We start from the raw sequence: 17,896 nt of genomic DNA on the forward strand, positions 1-17,896 counted from the left end.
CTGTTTTTTCGGCTTGCTGTCGGGAGTTGAAACCGAAACGACAAAAGAAGTATCGTTTTCGTCAATACCCAGCGACAAGTCGCGGTTAATTGTTTGCAGGATTTCGATAAAATCCTTTGAATTATTGCAATCCAAGCCCTTGATTTTGCCGACAATATCAAAGCAGTCGCCGCTGAAAGCATCGTTGCCGAAGTCCTTCATCTTATAGGCTTGACTGCGGCGGTCATAATAGATATTGCACGAGGCTTTCCTGTCTTCGTAAAGCGGATTGAAAAAATTGCGACCGACCCGCCATTGCCCCGCAATGCAGTGTTTGAACACATCCAAACCGCTATTTGTCCGTTTTAAGATTTCGTCTTTGTTCAACATACAGTTGGTGGTTTTTGATTAAATCCTGCAAATGTTCATCGCTTCGGCGGATAACATTGTCCTGTAACAGACGCTGGATTTCGCTGATACGGTAAAAGACTTTCCCACGAATTTGCGAGTAATTGATTGAGTGTGAGGAGCGCAAACGCTGCAACGTGCGTCCGCTGATTTTCAAAAAGGTGCAGACTTCGTAACTGTCCACCCAGCCGTCTTCCGGCTCTTCCTCCGCCTTGCTCTGAATGGCGGCGACGAATTTGGCAATCGTGTTGATTTTTGCCGTTAAATCCTTGAATGCCTGTGATTCTACTGTTATTACTTCCATATTAAATTACATTAAATTAAATTCCGCTGCAAAGGTCGGAAGACGGCAAAAGTCCATTTCTAAACTTTAGAAAGGAAAGTGCAAAATTGGCTTGTCAGGCAGATTTTAAAATTTGTAACAGTATAATAAACAGCAAGTTGAATGATTGAAGAAATACACGAAGAAGACAAAACGGGCGTTTTTCTCTAAACTTTTTTCGTTTGCTCACAGATAGCTGTAAATAAGCATATTATGCCGAAAATGAAGAATTTTAACGTTGAAATGCAGTAAAAACGAGGCAAAAAAAATTCCGGAGGTTAAATATTGCCTCAAAAAAAAATGAAAATGGAAGATTTAAAGTGGGAAGCGGCGACAGTACAGGTCATTTTGAGGTGCAAGGTGCAAGCGCATATATATAAATATGCGCTTGCACCTTGCACCTCACTTAAATAATTGATATTCAGATATGATTTTTTGTGCGTTTTTCTTGTTTGATTGAAAAAATAGTTGTAATTTTGTGCCGTAGTTTTATGCAGACATAGGCAGGACAAGCGTAGTCAAAAAAGACCTCTGCAAACGCTCTAAATCGTACCCCATACGAAGAAATGAAAGCACAAAGTGCTGATTTATAAGACTTTCCTACACATAATGATATACCTAAAAGATATAGACGGAAACATTCACACAATTGATAGCATTTTTAAAAAGCCATCATTAGTTATCAGGTTTAGTGAACGCAATTGTGAGGTATGTATAAAATCAGAAATTGAATTAATAGACAAATCGAATATTCGGAACAACGTGGTTGGTCTTGCAAGTTACAGTACTTCTCGGGCGCTTAAACTGGCTAAAGAAAAATATAATATTCAATTCCCCATTTATTTTCTTCCATTTGGAGAGAGTTTGGACTTATTACCTAATTCAATGGAAGAATATGGCAATCCGTATTTGTTTTTAATGAGTACAAATTTTCATGCTAAACATGTCTTCTTCCCTTCAAAGGAATTTCCTGCAATATCAAAGAAATATTATGCAGATATTTATTATCTGCTGAATAATAAATATTTAGGTTCTGAAATATTCAATGAAAGCTTGGTCGATTTAGGGACAATAAAGAAATATAAAACTCAAAAAATTAGTTTTAAATACACCAATACTTCCTCAATACCCTTAGTCATTGAAAACGTTAATTCTTCTTGTGGTTGTACAATTCCTCAATGGGATAAGGCCGCATTGAAAGAAAATGAATCATCTGAGTTGATTGTATTATTTACTCCAGAAACATCTGGTTATAATTCAAAAATAATCATGGTGTCTCATAATCAATCCAAGCATCCAATACGATTAATTTTCAAAGCTAATGTCATTGAATAAATATCAATGGCGAGCGGGCTGTAACCTACCGAAATCAAAGTATATCCACCGGCTATTTCCAGAAAACAATCACCGTCTATTTCTATCTCTTTTGAAATATAGTACGGTTTTTCTTCCTCCTCCCCACTCCCATAAACAAAGGTAAGAAACAAAAAGTAGCGATAAAAGACACGATTAACCCGCCGATAGTACCTGCTGCCAAGGGGAACCAGAAACCCTCCTTGTAGCCTGCCATAAACGGGATAAATCCCAGTATGGTTGAGATTATTGTAAGCAGGATAGGCCTTATTTTGGCATTCCATGCTTTTATGTATGCCTTCAACGGATTTATCTTCCGGCTTTTCAGAATGTTGTTATACTCATTCAGAATATAGATATTGGCATTTACCGTCAGGCCGGAAAGGAGTATGAATGCGGCAAATCCGCCCTGGTCAAAGTTCAGCTTAAACCAGTAAAATGTCAGGAAAATACCCACAAATGAAATGGGAATGATGAAAATCACATAAAACGGCTGCTTCAACGAATTGAACAGGATGCCGGAACAAAAGTAAATGATAACAAACACAAGCGCCAATAGCCAATACTGGCTGGTTTGTTCTTTTCCCCAGCCCCGTGAGTTGTTATTGCTGTTTTTTACAGTATAGCCAATGGGTAATTGCGCCTGAAATTCTTCTACGTTTTTTTCCAGCACACTGTTGCCTTGCTGGTAAGCGCCGATGTATTCATACTGCAAGCACAGGCGGTATTGCTGGTTTTCTTTGGCAATCTTTTGCGGGGCTTGGCGTTTTTCTATGCTAACCAGTTCCGACAGTTTAAACTCTTTTTCGCCCAGCCTGACCGGTATATGGTTCATATCCCATACATTGTACTCTTTCGATTGCCTGGCATTCAATACAATTTGCTCCAATCCGGCAGGTTGTAGAAGCTGACCGGCATACACTCTTTTTTCAAAGATGGGTTTTATGGCTGAGAAAAGTTGCATGGGTTGTATTCCTTCCTGTGCCAGCCGTTCTTTATTTATATCGAATGTAAATTCCATGTAATCGGTTTTGTACCAGCTAAATTCCGAACCGATGGTTACATCTTTTATCCGCCTGTGTTTCAACAGTTTGGCCTTAAAATCTTCCGCCCAATAAAGCAGTTCATCGTAGTTAAATCCAAACATCTCGACACGGTAAGAGCCTGCCTGCTCTTTTACATCGTTGCTAAATCCATCGCCAACGCCATAAACCGCCCAGCTGCCTCCTCCCAATTCGAGGGATTTACTGACAAGGTTGGATTTGAGTATGTGGGGAAAATTGCTTTGCTGATGCTCTTTGGTAAAGCGGATACTGATACTGGCCCTGTTTGCCCCCATTATACTGGTCTCGAACTGCATAACTTCGGCGTATTGAGCGATATACGCTTCCATTTTCTGAATCAGGCCGTTCAGTTGTGGAACGGTTGCTCCGTGTGGCAGGGTAGCTGTAACAAACAACGAAGTCTCCTCGCCTCTGTCGGTAAAATAAGAGCCTTCATAGACTTTCTGTGCAAAAAGTCGCCAAGTTCCTCCCAAAGCCATATCAACGTATTGCTTGATGTTTTCCTTGTAGTTGCTTGACCCCAAAGTTTCATTGTACAAATTATCGAAACGGCTTTCACCCTCCAGTTTATCGGGTAACAGGAATACCGGAAAACCGAATAACAGCATAACCAGCAATACAACAATAATGCGCCTTCGCCATGTAAAGCGACAAAAAGCGGCATAAAACCGGTAGAAATAAACTGTCATTCGTTTGGGTCTGATTCTCTTTTTAATCCGCTCAGGTAAACGAAGGAATCTTATTTTGGGGAATCTTCTCGCCGGTTTGTCTCCTATTTTTAGCTTGTCAATTAAAGCCGGAATGAGGAATAAAGCTATCAGCAGGGATATGGAGAGGTTAATGATAAGAACGGCGGCAAAATCTTTCAGGTTCAAGCGTGTTTTTTCATCCAGAAAGAATATAATTGACAAGGCGGCGATGGTCGTTATGGTTGCCGTGAGGATGGCAAGAAAGGCTTGCTTATTCTTCCGGTGGATTATCTGGTCGGACATCACAATCGTATTGTCAATCACCAATGTAAGGGATATGGTAATTCCAGCCAGAGAATACAACTGAATCTCCAGTTGGAAGATATAGTAAAAGATTACGGCAATGACCAGATTGATAAACAAGGAGAGCGTGATTAGCAAGCTGTATTTAAGACTGCGGTAGGCGAACAGCACAAAAAGTAAAAGGATAAGAATTGTCAATCCCGACCTGAAATAAATCTTGTTCAATTCGTCTTTAATGTAATCCGTAGCATCGTAACTCAACTGGATTTCATAACCTGCCGGAAAGCCCGCCTGAAGTTCATTTAGCTTTCCCTTGATGGTGTTTCCCAATTCCAGCTGGTTGGCCGTTTCATCGGCAATCACAGACATGTAAATGGTGTTTTTCCCGTTTATCCGGTAATAGCTGTTGGGTTGGGATTCTGCCCTGCTGATGGTTACAATATCTTTGAGGTAAATGATTTTCCCGTTTATGTTTTTAATTTCGATATTATCTAAAACGACCTTGTCGGCTTGCTGAAAGTTGGAGGCAAGCGCCAAGCGTATCCATTGCTTTTCTCCATTGGCGGATACGGTTGAGGCGATTCCCAGAAATTCCTTTTTCAAGTACATGTCAATTGCCGACCGGATGTCTCCGGTAGTGATTCCCAGGCTTTCCAAATGATGGTAGTCGTATTCAAGCTGCCATTCCAAGGGATTGGCTCCGCTGATATTGATTTGGTAAACGCCCTCAATCTGCGACAGGCTGTTTTTTATCCGGTCTTCGGTAAATTGCTGAATGGATATGGGGGAAGCCGGTGAGATAATGGTATAATTGAGAAAAGGCTTCGTGGATTCATTGTCGGAACGGCTCAACGAAATGGAGGGGTAATTTACTTCTTTGGGAAGTTGCGCCCATGTTTGCCTGACAATCGTTGAAACTTCAAAACGAACGGCATCTATATCGGCGTGTTTGTCGAGGCTGAGAGTAATGTTGCCTGTCCCGTTGCCGGAGGATGAACTTATTTTTTGAATGCCTTTCATCCTGTTGAACATCGCTTCGAGTTTTGACGTGGCTTCCATCTCCACAACAAGCGGCGAACTGCCCGGCATCGTAAAACTGATATTGACTTGGGGAAGGACTTGTGATGGAGCCAGTTTGACAGGCAGGCGGGGTATAAAAGCCAGGCCCACAATTGTCAGGCAGACAAAAGTAAGGATGATGGAGAAGCTGGATATTTTAAATTTTTGCGCCATCAGCGGATACTCATTATTTCATCGAACAGGAATGAAAGCGATTCTTTTTTCTCAAAATCGAACAAGGTGAGTTTCCGTATTTTATAATAGCTCAGCCAGTAATTCTGCAGGGCGGAGATGTAATTTTTCTGCGCCGAATTTTGCCTGTTCAACGAAAGGGTCAGGCTGTTTATATCGGCTTTTCCTATTATAAACCGTTGCTTGGTGCTGTTGTATGCCATGTTTGCCAGTTCCATGGCTTCTTCGGCGCTGGCAATCAAGTCCTGCTGAATGTTGAAGTCGTTGACTGTCATCATCACATCCTGCTCCAGTTTCATCACTTTCTGCTGGATGGATATTTTGGTTACGTTCAGGTTGTTTTTGGCCATATTGGCTTTGCCTTTTCTCACCCCCCAGTCCACTAGCGGTATGGTAAGTCCAACGCTTACAATATCTTGAGGCAAGGAATTTTGGTATGCCGATGAAAGCGTACTTCCCGTTTGGTTGAATCCGACACTTGCCGAAAAGCTGGCGCTGAAATTGGAACTCTTTTTTGTACGGTCAACTTCCCTCTCGGCTTCCAGCATCTCCTGTCTGTAAGCCAGATAATCGGGGTTGTTTTCCTTGGCTTGCTGCAAGGCTTCCTCCACCTGGATGGCAAGCGCATGAGGACGGTCGGGCAGTTCGAGGCGGATTTGCGTTTCCTTGTCCATATTCAGGTAAGAAACAAAGCCGAACATGGCCCGTTTCAAACCGATTTCGCTATTCTTCAAGCTGTTTCTTGCATTAACGGCATCCAGCCTAAGCGTTAGCAGGTCGGCCTGAGAAATGGAGGCTATCTTGTGGCGTTCCTGCCCGATGCGGTACAGCGTGTCGGTTGAGGCCACATTTTCCAGCGCTAAATCGTACTCTTTCTGCGCCATGGCCAAACTGAAAAAATATTGGATAACCGATTCCGATATTTCTTCTTTGGAATAGATGAATTGCCGTTTTGCTTTTTCAAACTTCAATGGTTCTATCTTTTTTTCCCACTTAAAGCTGTTGAATCCGAAAAGCGCCTGAGAATAGCCTATCCTGATGGGGACGGTGGTGTATTGTGAATAGGTATTATCGCCAAAATTCCGCAAATAGCCCAGTTCCGAATCGATAAAGAATGTTCCGCCTGTTAAATCGAAATTCTGGCTTATAGACATGTTGCCGGATGACCTCAGCGATTGTTGCTGCCGGTAAATATCTGTGTTGCTGCCCGAATCGTAACGGGATAGGAACCGCCTGTCGTAGGCTATGGGAGTTGTTTTCAGGCTGAGCGAGGGCAACCGGCCTGCCTTGAATGTCCGGTACTCCCAATACCTTGCCATATACAGGTTTCTTGAGCTGAAAGCTTGAAGCGAACTGTCGCTGGCTATTTCGATGCTCTCCTGCAGGCTTAATTTCAGCGGCTGTGCCTTTAAAGAAAAGACATGGAAAAAAGAAAAAGCGCTTACCAGTAATATCTTTGAGTTCATATTTTCAGGCACAGATTAAAATATTTCGCAATTAAAACGCTGTAAATATACTGAAAATAGCGAAATCTTTATGTAATTTGAAACAGTTTCTTAATGCTTGTGATTTTCATGCGAACTGTGCCAGTATTTATGTCCTAAACAGTCAAGGTAATCGGCTGTGTAATTGCTGTCTTCTTTAGTTGGAATAAAAACATTCCGCATACTCAGATTGCCATTGAGAATAAAAAAATAGGGCTGTTCCTGTTCGTCCAGCGTTATGGGCAAGCTATCAATGTTGTAAACTATTCCTGCCGGTATACATAAAGTGGAGGCGTCAATAACAAGATCAGGAGAATACGGCTGGGGTTTACGGAGCCTGAACTTGGAACTGGACACCACACAAAGAATAGATGAAAGCAACATAGCGAAAGCCTCAATCGTAAAAATCGGCGTCGGCAACTTCGTTTTGAAATCGGGCTACACCGGGGTAGAAAACAAGTACATCAAAGTATATAATGCATTGGGACAACCGGTTTCGTCATTTGAAAGCCGTAGCCCCAATGTTCCGTTTTCGATTCCGGCCCCGGGCGCCTATATATTATGCAATTCCGTTGCGGTAATGAGAGCCGACTGATTAAGTTTATTAATTGATTTTTTACCACGGAATTGTTTTACCACGGAGTTCCACGTAGGAAATATTTGTTTACTGGGAGATTGCGGGTCGGAGCCCGCAATGACAAACAAGTAGGGGCAAAATAGTTGTAACCCCACATATCCCATAAAACAATAAAATTCACTTACCCCTCAACACAATAGCCGAGCGTGCTGGAATATACAGTTTAAGCCAGCCTTTTTTATCGGGCTGATATAGCGGATCGGGTTGGGTGAAATGTGGCGCCGATTCGTCTATAATGCCGTTTCCGCCATAGATGAGCGAATCGGTATTCAGCACAATCTGGTATTCGCCTTCGGGAGCCAGAAAGCCGTAACCGGTAAAGGATTTATGGGGATTGAAGTTGAACACAAACAGCAGACCCTTACGCATATAGGCCAGCACCTGATCATCGTCCTTGTCCCACAACTTCACTACCGGAGTTTGTTCAAAATGTGGCACGGTTTTGATGAGCGCAAGCATATCTCTGTCGAAATCGCCGAGGTAATGGTACTTCAGGTCGTGATTATCGACAAGGCTCCATTGGCGACGGGCGTATTTATGCGACCAGCCGTTTCCCTCGCGCGGAAAATCTATCCATTCGGGATGCCCGAACTCGTTCCCCATGAAGTTGAGGTAGCCGCCGTTGATGGTAGTTGCGGTAGCCAATCGTATCATTTTATGCAAAGCAATTCCCCTGTCGGTTTTGAAAGAACTTTCGTAAAGCTTCGACATAAACCAGTACATATCCGAATCTATCAGCCTGAATATAATAGTTTTATCGCCAACCAAAGCCTGGTCGTGGCTTTCGGCATAAGAGATTGTTTTTTCGTCGCTACGGCGGTTGGTCAATTCCCAGAATAGCGCGGACGGAAGCCAGTCCTCGTCTCTTTTTTCTTTGATTGTTTTAATCCAGTAGTCGGGGATATTCATGGCCATGCGGTAGTTGAAACCGTATCCGCCGTCTTCGGATTTTGCGGCCAGGCCCGGCATTCCGCTCACTTCCTCGGCAATGGTAATGGCCTCGGGATTGACCTGATGAATCACTTTATTGGCCAATGTGAGGTAGGCAATGGCATCGCCATCCTGTCCGGCATTGTAATAATCGCCGTAATTGCCGAAGTTTTCGCCCATACCATGACTATAATACAACATGGACGTTACCCCGTCGAAACGGAATCCATCGAATTTATACTCCTCAAGCCAGAACTTACAGTTTGAAAGCAGGAAATGAATCACCTCATTCCGCCCATAATTAAAGCACAGCGAATCCCATAAGCGGTGTTCGCGCCGTTCGCCCTCATGAAAATATTGATTCAGAGAACCATCAAAACGCCCCAAACCTTCCACTTCGTTTTTCACGGCATGAGAATGCACAAGATCCATGATAACGGCAATACCCATCCTGTGGGCATCGTCAATCAAATGCTTCAGCTCATCGGGAGTGCCGAAGCGCGAAGATGCAGCAAAAAAGCTGGAGACATGGTAGCCAAAAGAACCGTAATACGGATGCTCCTGTATGGCCATGATTTGTATGGCGTTGTATCCATCCGCTTTTATGCGCGGCAGAATATTTAGGCGGAATTCGGCGTATGTACCTACCCTCTCTTCTTCGCCCGCCATACCAATATGGCATTCGTATATCAACAGGGGGGAAGTATCGGGTTTAAACTTCTTTTTCTTGAATACGTATGGTTTTTCAGGGTCCCATACCTGAGCGCTGAATATCTTGGTGTTTTCGTCCTGCACCACCCGTCTGCTCCAGGCCGGAACGCGTTCGCCGCTGCCGGAACCCCAGCATACGAGCAACTTGAACAGGTCGCCGTGCTGCAGGGCATCCAAGGGAAGTTCTATCTCCCAGTTTCCGTTCTCAATGCGGGATAGCTTATAGTCTTCGCTTTTCTGCCAGCCGTTGAATGTCCCTATCAGGTATATTTCGGTAGCATTGGGCGCCCAGTCTCTGAATATCCACGAGCCAACAGTTTTATGCAGTCCAAAATACAAATAACCCGAGGCAAAATCGCCAAGGGTACTCGCTCCGTTTTGGGTCAGTTCTTTTTCTTTGGAAAGCACATAGTGATACCTTCCTTCTATCGCCTCTGCATAAGGCTCGAGCCAAGGGTCGTTTTTTATCAGGTTGAGCATATATCTTTTCTTTAAGTTTAAAGTTTAAAGTTCAAAGTTCAAGGTTCCGTACGGGCGGGTTTCAAACCCGCCCCTACACAATTCTCAATTCTTAACTCTCAATTCTCAGTTCCTAAGTAGGGTCGTGGCATACCGCGACCACACTCTGTGATTAAGAACTTTGAACCTTAAACTTTAAACCTTGAACTTAATTGTCGTAAAGCTAAGAATAATAAAAGAGAAAAACAATCAAATTAGCAATTCTTCAAATATTCCTTTCCGAAGAAGCTAGTATTGAGGCAATAGAATTATTCAGATCTTTGGCGCCCAAGAGCTGTTCCAGCGTCAGATGCATCCTGTATTTCCAGTAATGACGGGGGATGGCGGGGATGTTTATACGTTCATCTTCGGCCTTCTTCCTCCTCAATCCGGCATCCATCGACAACCAATCCTGCAAAGGCAGAATAACCAGCATGGCAGCCGATTTCAGGTGCAACGAAACAATTTCGCGACATAATTCGGCGTTGCAATCTTCGGGGGCTGTTCCCCGAAGCTGTAAAACTTCGTTGTAATAGCGCTGTGTTTGTGCCGGATTTTCCTTCCACCAGCCCCTGATGGTGGACATATCGTGCGTAGAAGCCGTACAAACCGAAAGATAGGGGATTGTGCTTAAATCCTCGAACAGCAACCCAAACCGTTTCGGCATCCGTTGAATTTCGAGGCTCAATATTTGCAGTTCGTCCATCACCTCCGGCACACTCTGAGGAATCATCCCCAAGTCTTCGCCGCAGACCAGCATACGGGTCGAGGAAATAAGCACGGGCAGTTTCTGCATGGCCTGTTCTTTCCAGAATTGGTTGTGCCGGTAGTAGAAGAAATGTTCGTAAAGCCGGTTAAAGGCTATTTTTGAAGGCTCATCCAACTGCAAAAAAGAGAAAGAATTTTGAGCGGAAATGCGCGGATGAAACTTATCCGGCTCTTTTTTATCGCGGATAAACAGCACTTCGTTGCAAAGAGAATAAAGCCCCTCTCTTATAATATTGCTTTTCTCATCGTCCTTTCCGTCAAACAAACTCTTGATTTTCAGTTGTGTATCGCAAAAATCCTTCAAGCGGAACTGGGAGCTATCTATGGCCGTCAGGTAAATGTCAATCACCTCCTGCGTATATTCGCCGAATAGTTGGGGGATGTTATTGGCGTGGATATGGGGGACTATCATCCGTTGTTCGTCGAAAACAAATCCAGTACTCTCCATTTCATCCAGGGTGAACGGAAGCGCGGGACTAAAACAGCCCAACAGCCCCTGCACCGAATGCAGCGGAATTTCCCATATCCTGAAAAATCCCAGGATATGATCAATCCGGTAAGCATCGAAATAATCGCCCATTTTGCGAAAACGCCTGATCCACCACCGGTAGCCGTCCTTCGCCATCTCGTCCCAGTTGTAGGTGGGGAAGCCCCAGTTTTGACCGGTTACGGAGAAATCATCGGGAGGAGCCCCGGTCTGCGAATCGAGCCTGAATAAATGCGGTTCGACCCATGCCTCCACACTGTTCCGGCTTATCCCGATAGGTATATCTCCCTTGAGGATAACCCCTTTGCTGTGGGCATAGTTTTTCAGCCCCGAAAGTTGGATATGTAGCAGGTACTGAATAAAATAGCTCATCTCAACTGCCCGCTTTGCCGAAGCGTCCGTTTTGATAAGCGTTTCCAGTTTATCTTTATCGTATCCGGCAAAGTCCTTCCACTCGGAATAGGCCGCAGTACCAAACTTATCCCTCAAAAAAGAAAAACAGGCATACGGAAACAGCCAATCGTTGTTGAGCGCGTAAAAAGCGCTGAATCCGGCGGTTGAAAGCGTTTCCTGCCCTGCCTCATCAAAAAGATCGTTGAAGTAAGCACGCTTCAAACCGGCGACAGCTTCGTAGTCCAAACACGCCAATGCGTTTAGCTTCTGCGCTTTTCGCAAATAATTACCGAGTAATTTTTTATTCTTCAGCGGAAAATCCTTCAGCCCCAGATACAGGGGATGCAGGGCATAAATCGAAATGGCATTGTAGGGATAGGAGTCCATCCAGGTGTGCGAAATCGTGGTATCATTCACCGGCAACACCTGAATAATTTTCTGCCCGGTCTTCGCCGCCCAATCCACCATCTTCATCAAATCGGAAAATTCGCCTATCCCAAAACCGGCTTCCGAACGCAACGAAAATACGGGAATGGCCACGCCCGCCGCCTTCCAATACAGCGGATTATGGCGGAAAACAAGTTCTATATTCCGGGTAATTTTTTCGTTCAACCTGTCGGACAAGGGGTTCAATAGCCTGTTATCGCCGTTTTCCCAATACACAACCTCCTTCGATTTTTTATCGGCGATAGCCAATTTATATTCCAAAGGCGTGTAAAAAGTAGTCGCATCAATGCTTAGCTGCCAACTACTATTGCCCAAAAAGTTCAGGTGCAAAGCTCTGCCTGCCTCCCAATTGCCCAGAATCTCCGTTGCACCGCATAAAATCAATTCCTGATTTTTTTCGATGTATGGGCATACAACATTCAGTAGAATCGACTGATTAAAGCGCTTTTTGTTTTGTGCAGGTTTGTGGGCAAAAAAACTGTCGGAGAAAGCCGATGTATAAAGGAATTCCTGCTGTGGTTGCTCGTGCCAGGCATCCAGCAAGTCCAAAACCGCTACTTTATCCGGCGAAACAGAGCGGGGAGCTCCCCATTCCCTGCGGACTACCGAATCGTCCTTTTTTATAAAGTAGTAATAGTCAAATGCCTGTCCGTCTTCTATTTCCAACGGCGCCGACCAGCCGGATGAGTTCCGGCAACTTAGTGCAAGGGCTTTTTCCTCGTTCCACGCCCCTAATTGGGGGATGGAACCGCAAATGTACAGGCTTTCGCCCCAAAGCGTATAGTAGTCTATATTGAAGTTGATTGTCATCTATTATTTCCTCTTAAAAAAATCAACAATCCGTTCGTAATACTTGCTTAATCGAAGCATGGTTTTGTCAACTTCGTAGTCCTCGGGACGGGCATAACCGCCTTCTATCAATAACTGTATGGCCTTTTCCACATCCGAATCCCTTACCTGAAGCTTAATAGATAAGCTACTCACACCCATTCCGGCATAGACGGTTCCCATAAACTCGTCCTTCACAAAGCATTCGATGTCTTCCGATTCGAGATAGCTTTTCACTATACCCAGACTGGTTATAGTTTCAAATGTTTTAATCGTAATCAATTCCATAATTCAAAATTAAGCCCATCCACCCCCCGTTCGGGGGAATTCCGAATCCCCCCTACGGGGGGTGGGGGGGCTAGTACATCATTAAACAATTTACTTATTTTTTCCTTTGCTTCGTTCATGCCCGGCGCTTGTCCGGTTTCATTGGCCAGGGAGGTTACGCCTCTGTCGGTAAAGCCGCAGGGATTAATCAGCGAAAAATACGAGAGGTCGGTTGTGATATTCAGGGCAAAACCGTGCATGGTAATATACCGGCTGCTCCGCACCCCGATAGCGCCTATTTTACGCGGCCCTTTCGTCCCATCATCCAGCCAGACACCTGTGGCGCCCTCGCTTCGTAAGGCTTTCAGGTTGTATTGGTCAAGAAACCGAATCATCACTTCCTCCAATTTGTTGACATATTGCTTCAAGCCAATATGCAGGGTTTCCAAATCAAAAACAGGATAGGCCACCAATTGCCCCGGCCCATGATAGGTTATGTCTCCTCCCCTGTCGGTTTTAAAAAGAGTTACGCCTTTGTCTCTCAGGTATTCTTCCGAAAAAAGCAGGTTTTTTTCCTTTCCGTTTCGTCCGATAGTGATTACATGCGGATGCTCACACAGCAACAAGGTATTTTGTGTCGGCCTGTTTTCGGCTTTGGCAGCAATATTCTCATTGAACAAGCGCAGTTGATAATCCCATGCCTCAGCGTAGGGTTTTAGGCCTAAGTCCTTGTATATTATTGCCTGTTGCATATTTCGGGAGAACAGATTTCCGGTATTACTTCCATTGCGTTATTTCATCCACCGAAAAACGAATGGTGTTGACGCTTGGTTCCGCCGTTTTACCTATCGCAATCAGTATAACGGGCAAATAACGGTTCGTATCCAAACCGAGGGCTTCGGTCAGTTCTTTTTTCCGGTAACCGCCGATGGCATTGGTGTCGTAGCCATAAGCTTTGGCGGCAAGCATGAGTTGCATCGAAACAAGGCCGCAATCGAACTGTATCACCTCTTTTATTTTTTCCTCGGTATATACTCCGGCAAAAGATTGTATTTTATCGAAGCGTTTTTGCTTGTCCTCTTCCGTCATCAAGCCGTTTTCTACCGACGATTCGAGGATTTTTTCGGTATAGGAAATATTTTGCTTGTCGCCAAAAACGGCAATAATAGCCGCCGAAGTTTCCCATTGCAGCTGATTGAACATCATATAGGGTTTTATCAGCTCTTTTCCTTCGGGCGTATCGATAACAACAAAACGCCAAGGTTGCAAATTCAGCGACGAGGGCGCCGTTATGGCATCGTGCAGGATGTTCTTCAGTTCCTCCCTGCCTATTTTTACCGAGCTGTCATATTTCCTCACCGAATGGCGGTCGAGCAACAGCTGGTTGACCGGATTTTTTACGCTTTTTGTCTGCATCTCTTTCTTTTTTTAGTGAAACTACAAATTACGTTCAAACTTACATAAAAAACGCTTAGCTTTTAAATAAATATCCGTTTTAATCGAAATTTAACACCACATTAATACAAAACTAATACGTCCATTAATACAATTTCCGTACTTAGCATTCTGAAAGGAAAAAGAACCTGATTTTTTTAATTTTAATACCAACGATTTTATGCAACTAAGATTTTACAATTGTAACAAACCCACATTTTCCCCTGTTTTTTTGTTAACTATACTGCTGCTTGCCGGAGTAAGTTGCAGTGTTTTTGCGGCCAAACGAAATATCGCTTTTCGACGGGCGGTTTATCAGTCGAGCGCGGTTAATTTTGATGCCACAGGTCATTTGGCTACGGATGGAATATTTACGGAAGACACCTACGTCTCCCCCATATTCACCGACCAGTACGGAAGCAGCCCCCAGGGCGAAACGCCTAATTTTTTGTTTGACGACAAGAGCCGAACCAAATGGCTGACATTCAACAAGTCGGCATGGGTGCAGATTCAATTTCCCAACCAAAAATCGTACACAGTTACGTCTTATTCAATCACATCGGGTAATGATTCTCCTCCGCGCGACCCAAAAGATTGGACGGTGGAAGGCTCGAATAACGGATCAGATTTTGTTGTATTGGATTCCCGTTCGGATGAAAAATTTGAAAGGCGCTTTGAACCTAAAAAATATAAATTTGAGAACACGACAGCCTACAAGTTTTACCGGCTAAACATAAAAACAAACGGCGGCGACGAACGCACACAGGTAACCGACTGGAACTTATTCGACAAAGAGGGCAAATCGGTAATTGACAGACCTGCTGCCGGAAAAGCCCTGGATAGCCGTTGGATTAGTAAAACCGCCAACGAAGAATGGATTTATGTTGACCTGGGAACTTTTAGCAAGATAGATGAAGTAAAGCTTTATTGGGCAAAAACAAGTTGGGCAGCGGAGTATAAAATCCAGCTATCGAACAATGCAAAAGACTGGCAAACAGTTTATACCCAAGCAAATGGAAAAGGCGGAATAGAATCTTGTGCAGTTAAAAAAGAAGCCAACTATGTCCGGCTATTGTGCCAGGCGGCCAGCGGTGGAGCTTATGCGCTTGTCGAAATGGAAGTGTATGGCTCAAATAAATTGGAATATAAAAATGAGCCACAGTCCCCGGCTGTTATCGACAATAAGCAGTACTTGCGGGATGGCAACTGGCGATTGCAACGCGCTTCGGAAGTTGGTACGCAGGATGGAAAAGTTCTTTCACAGAAAGCTTTTGACGATAACAAGTGGCTGCCTGCCAAGGCGCCCGGTACCGTTTTGCGCTCTTATTTGCTGGCAGGAGCTATTCCCGACCCCAATTACGGCGACCAACAGTTGTTAATATCCGACAGTTTTTTTACCGCCGATTTTTGGTACAGGAACCAATTCAAAATACCATCGGCGCAAAAAGGCAAACTCACTTGGTTGAACTTTGATGCCATCAACTGGAAAGCCGAAGTGTTTCTCAACGGGAATTACCTGGGGCGCATCGACGGCGCATTTATACGTGGAAAATTCGATATAACAAATTTGGCCAATTATGGAGGCGATAATTATCTGGCCGTCCTGATTCATAAAAACGACACCCCGGGAGATGTAACCTTGCAAAATTTTGATTCTCCGGGTAAAAATGGCGGCGCGTTGGGCGCAGATAATCCAACCATTCATGCCAGCGTGGGTTGGGATTGGGTACCAACTATCCGCGGGCGCAATACAGGTATTTACAACGATGTGTATCTATCTTATACACAGGATGTACAAATTATGAATCCTTGGATTATTACCGATTTGGATGTAGAGCACAAGGATTTTTCCAAAGCAAAGCTAACTGTGAAAACCGAGTTGCATAATGCCAATAAAACTGCTTCAACGGTCGTTGTTAAGGGAATTATTCAACCGGGAAATATCGTCTTTGAAAGCCAGGCATTCACGCTAAACGGAGACGAAACCCGCGAAGTGGATGTTACTTCCAAGCTGGTACTGAACAATCCCGAGCTGTGGTGGCCGAACACTTACGGCAAACAGCCGCTATACACAGCCAAACTGACCGCCTACATTGATGGCAAGGAATCCGACCACAAAGAATTTAAGTTTGGCGTGCGTGAGTATTCTTACGATGTGGAAAAACCCATGACTATTTACTGCAACGGCGTGCGCATTGTGTGCCGGGGCGGCAACTGGGGCATGGACGACTCGAATCTGGCGGCAACAGAGGATGATTACGATATAAAAGTACGCCTACATGCCGAGGCTAACCTTACCATGATACGCAACTGGGTGGGGATGACCGGCAACGAGGCATTTTACCGTGCCTGCGATAAATATGGCGTGCTGATTTGGGACGATTTTTGGTTGGCCAACCCGGGTGATGGGCCTAATCCCGACGATGAAGCCTTGTTCTTGACCAATACCATAGATAAAATTAAACGCAACCGCCATCATGCCGCAATTGCCTTGTATTGCGGACGGAACGAAGGGATGCCGCCCAAAACGCTGGATGCCGCTTTCTTGAAATATACCACCGAATTGGATGGTACCCGTCATTATATTCCGCATTCTGCTGCCGAAACGGTTAGCGGTTTTGGTCCGTATTCGGCGCAAGATACCGAATGGTATTTCAAAAATACGGGACAAACGCTTCACAGCGAGCGTGGTATGGTTAATATGCCCTCTATCGAGAGTTTGCAGCGCATGATTCCGCCCGATCACCTGTGGCCAATTGACGATGTTTGGGGAATCCACGATTTTACGCTGGGAGGCGCGCAAGGAGGCGGGTCTTTCATCAATAAAACAAAGCGTTACGGCGAATTTACCGATTTAGCTTCGTTTGTATCCCGGGCGCAAATGGTGAATTACGAAAGCCATAAAGCCATGTTCGAGGCGGTATATACCAACCGAAGCAACGGTATGCTGATGTGGATGAGCCAATCGGCATGGCCATCAATGGTTTGGCAAACCTACGATTACTATTACGATACAAACGCCGGTTATTTTGGCATCAAAAAAGGCAATCAGCCGGTGAATGCTATTTATAATCAGGAAACTAACGGCATTGTTTTGTGCAACACAACCGGAGAAGACAAAAAAGACCTGCGCGTTACATTGGAGATATACGACATAAACGGAAAGCTCGTTAAATCGCAGGTTGCCGAAAAGTCGATGCCTGCCGATACAAGGGAAGAGCTATTCAAAGCGCCGGTGGAAGAACTTTCGGGCATCGTATTTATCAAAACCAAGGTGCAGGATGCGGCAGGGAAACAACTCGCCGATAACTTTACCTGGATAAATGCAAGCAAGAAATACGATTATGCCGGTCTGGCCGGTATTCCCGAAGCCAAGCTTTCGACTACATTAGCTTACAATAAAGGTTATAAAGTAACCGTAGATAATACGGGGAACGTTCCGGCTCTTATGATACGGATTAAAGCGGTAAATTCAGCTACAAAAGAACTGGTTTTGCCCGTTTATTACGAGGATAATTACTTCTCGCTTATGCCCGGAGAATCCAAAGATATAACGATTGAGTTCAACTCGAAGTACATAAAAGGGGGCAAAGCGGAATTTTATATTGAAGGATTTAATAAACAAACAGAGAAAATAAAATAA

12 protein-coding genes and 1 pseudogene are annotated in these 17,896 nt (G+C 44.4%); 3 read left to right on the forward strand and 10 right to left on the reverse strand.

Annotated elements, in window-relative coordinates; genetic code table 11:
- Both ACYPWY_RS07370 and ACYPWY_RS07375 read right to left on the reverse strand, forming a co-directional pair.
- A pseudogene (locus ACYPWY_RS07370) lies at positions 1-369 on the reverse strand (hypothetical protein); the annotation flags it as partial.
- Entirely contained in the window at positions 332-691 is a 360-nt protein-coding gene (locus tag ACYPWY_RS07375) for a helix-turn-helix domain-containing protein (RefSeq protein ID WP_459684797.1), read from the reverse strand. The gene ACYPWY_RS07375 and the pseudogene ACYPWY_RS07370, both read right to left, overlap by 38 nt.
- Before the next feature lie 627 nt (positions 692-1,318).
- Between ACYPWY_RS07375 and ACYPWY_RS07380 the strand changes: the two genes are divergently transcribed.
- A complete protein-coding gene (locus ACYPWY_RS07380) occupies positions 1,319-2,044 on the forward strand; it encodes a DUF1573 domain-containing protein (protein ID WP_459684798.1) in 726 nt (241 codons plus the stop codon).
- Positions 2,045-2,126: 82 nt separating this feature from the next.
- On the opposite strand, the gene ACYPWY_RS07385 is transcribed toward ACYPWY_RS07380, so the two are convergent.
- The 3 genes from ACYPWY_RS07385 to ACYPWY_RS07395 form a co-directional block, all read right to left on the reverse strand.
- A complete protein-coding gene (locus ACYPWY_RS07385; protein ID WP_459684799.1) occupies positions 2,127-5,351 on the reverse strand; it encodes an efflux RND transporter permease subunit in 3,225 nt (1,074 codons plus the stop codon).
- Positions 5,351-6,835 carry a TolC family protein gene (locus ACYPWY_RS07390; protein ID WP_459684800.1) on the reverse strand — a complete coding sequence of 495 codons (1,485 nt, stop codon included), beginning with the start codon at positions 6,833-6,835 and terminating at the stop codon, positions 5,351-5,353. Before ACYPWY_RS07390 ends, ACYPWY_RS07385 begins: the two co-directional genes overlap by 1 nt.
- A 90-nt stretch (positions 6,836-6,925) precedes the next feature.
- On the reverse strand, positions 6,926-7,099 hold the full coding sequence (locus tag ACYPWY_RS07395; RefSeq protein ID WP_459684801.1) for a hypothetical protein: 174 nt from the start codon (positions 7,097-7,099) through the stop codon (positions 6,926-6,928).
- Positions 7,100-7,139: 40 nt separating this feature from the next.
- Between ACYPWY_RS07395 and ACYPWY_RS07400 the strand changes: the two genes are divergently transcribed.
- Entirely contained in the window at positions 7,140-7,448 is a 309-nt protein-coding gene (locus ACYPWY_RS07400) for a hypothetical protein (RefSeq protein ID WP_459684802.1), read from the forward strand.
- Between the two features lie 159 nt (positions 7,449-7,607).
- Here the strand turns inward: ACYPWY_RS07400 and ACYPWY_RS07405 are convergent, their stop codons facing one another.
- The 5 genes from ACYPWY_RS07405 to ACYPWY_RS07425 form a co-directional block, all read right to left on the reverse strand.
- Positions 7,608-9,611: an alpha amylase C-terminal domain-containing protein gene (locus ACYPWY_RS07405; protein ID WP_459684803.1), complete on the reverse strand. Its 2,004-nt coding sequence runs from the start codon at positions 9,609-9,611 to the stop codon at positions 7,608-7,610.
- A gap of 244 nt (positions 9,612-9,855) precedes the next feature.
- Complete coding sequence (locus ACYPWY_RS07410; RefSeq protein ID WP_459684804.1) at positions 9,856-12,534, reverse strand: 4-alpha-glucanotransferase; 2,679 nt, start codon at positions 12,532-12,534, stop codon at positions 9,856-9,858.
- Between the two features lie 3 nt (positions 12,535-12,537).
- Positions 12,538-12,840 carry a putative signal transducing protein gene (locus tag ACYPWY_RS07415; RefSeq protein WP_459684805.1) on the reverse strand — a complete coding sequence of 101 codons (303 nt, stop codon included), beginning with the start codon at positions 12,838-12,840 and terminating at the stop codon, positions 12,538-12,540.
- A complete protein-coding gene (lipB, locus tag ACYPWY_RS07420; protein ID WP_459684806.1) occupies positions 12,831-13,571 on the reverse strand; it encodes a lipoyl(octanoyl) transferase LipB in 741 nt (246 codons plus the stop codon). Before lipB ends, ACYPWY_RS07415 begins: the two co-directional genes overlap by 10 nt.
- 25 nt (positions 13,572-13,596) lie before the next feature.
- Positions 13,597-14,235, reverse strand: coding sequence for a nitroreductase family protein (locus ACYPWY_RS07425; protein ID WP_459684807.1), 639 nt, complete (start codon positions 14,233-14,235; stop codon positions 13,597-13,599).
- Between the two features lie 199 nt (positions 14,236-14,434).
- Between ACYPWY_RS07425 and ACYPWY_RS07430 the strand changes: the two genes are divergently transcribed.
- Positions 14,435-17,896 carry a glycosyl hydrolase 2 galactose-binding domain-containing protein gene (locus ACYPWY_RS07430; RefSeq protein WP_459684808.1) on the forward strand — a complete coding sequence of 1,154 codons (3,462 nt, stop codon included), beginning with the start codon at positions 14,435-14,437 and terminating at the stop codon, positions 17,894-17,896.

Source organism: Viscerimonas tarda, assembly GCF_054601255.1.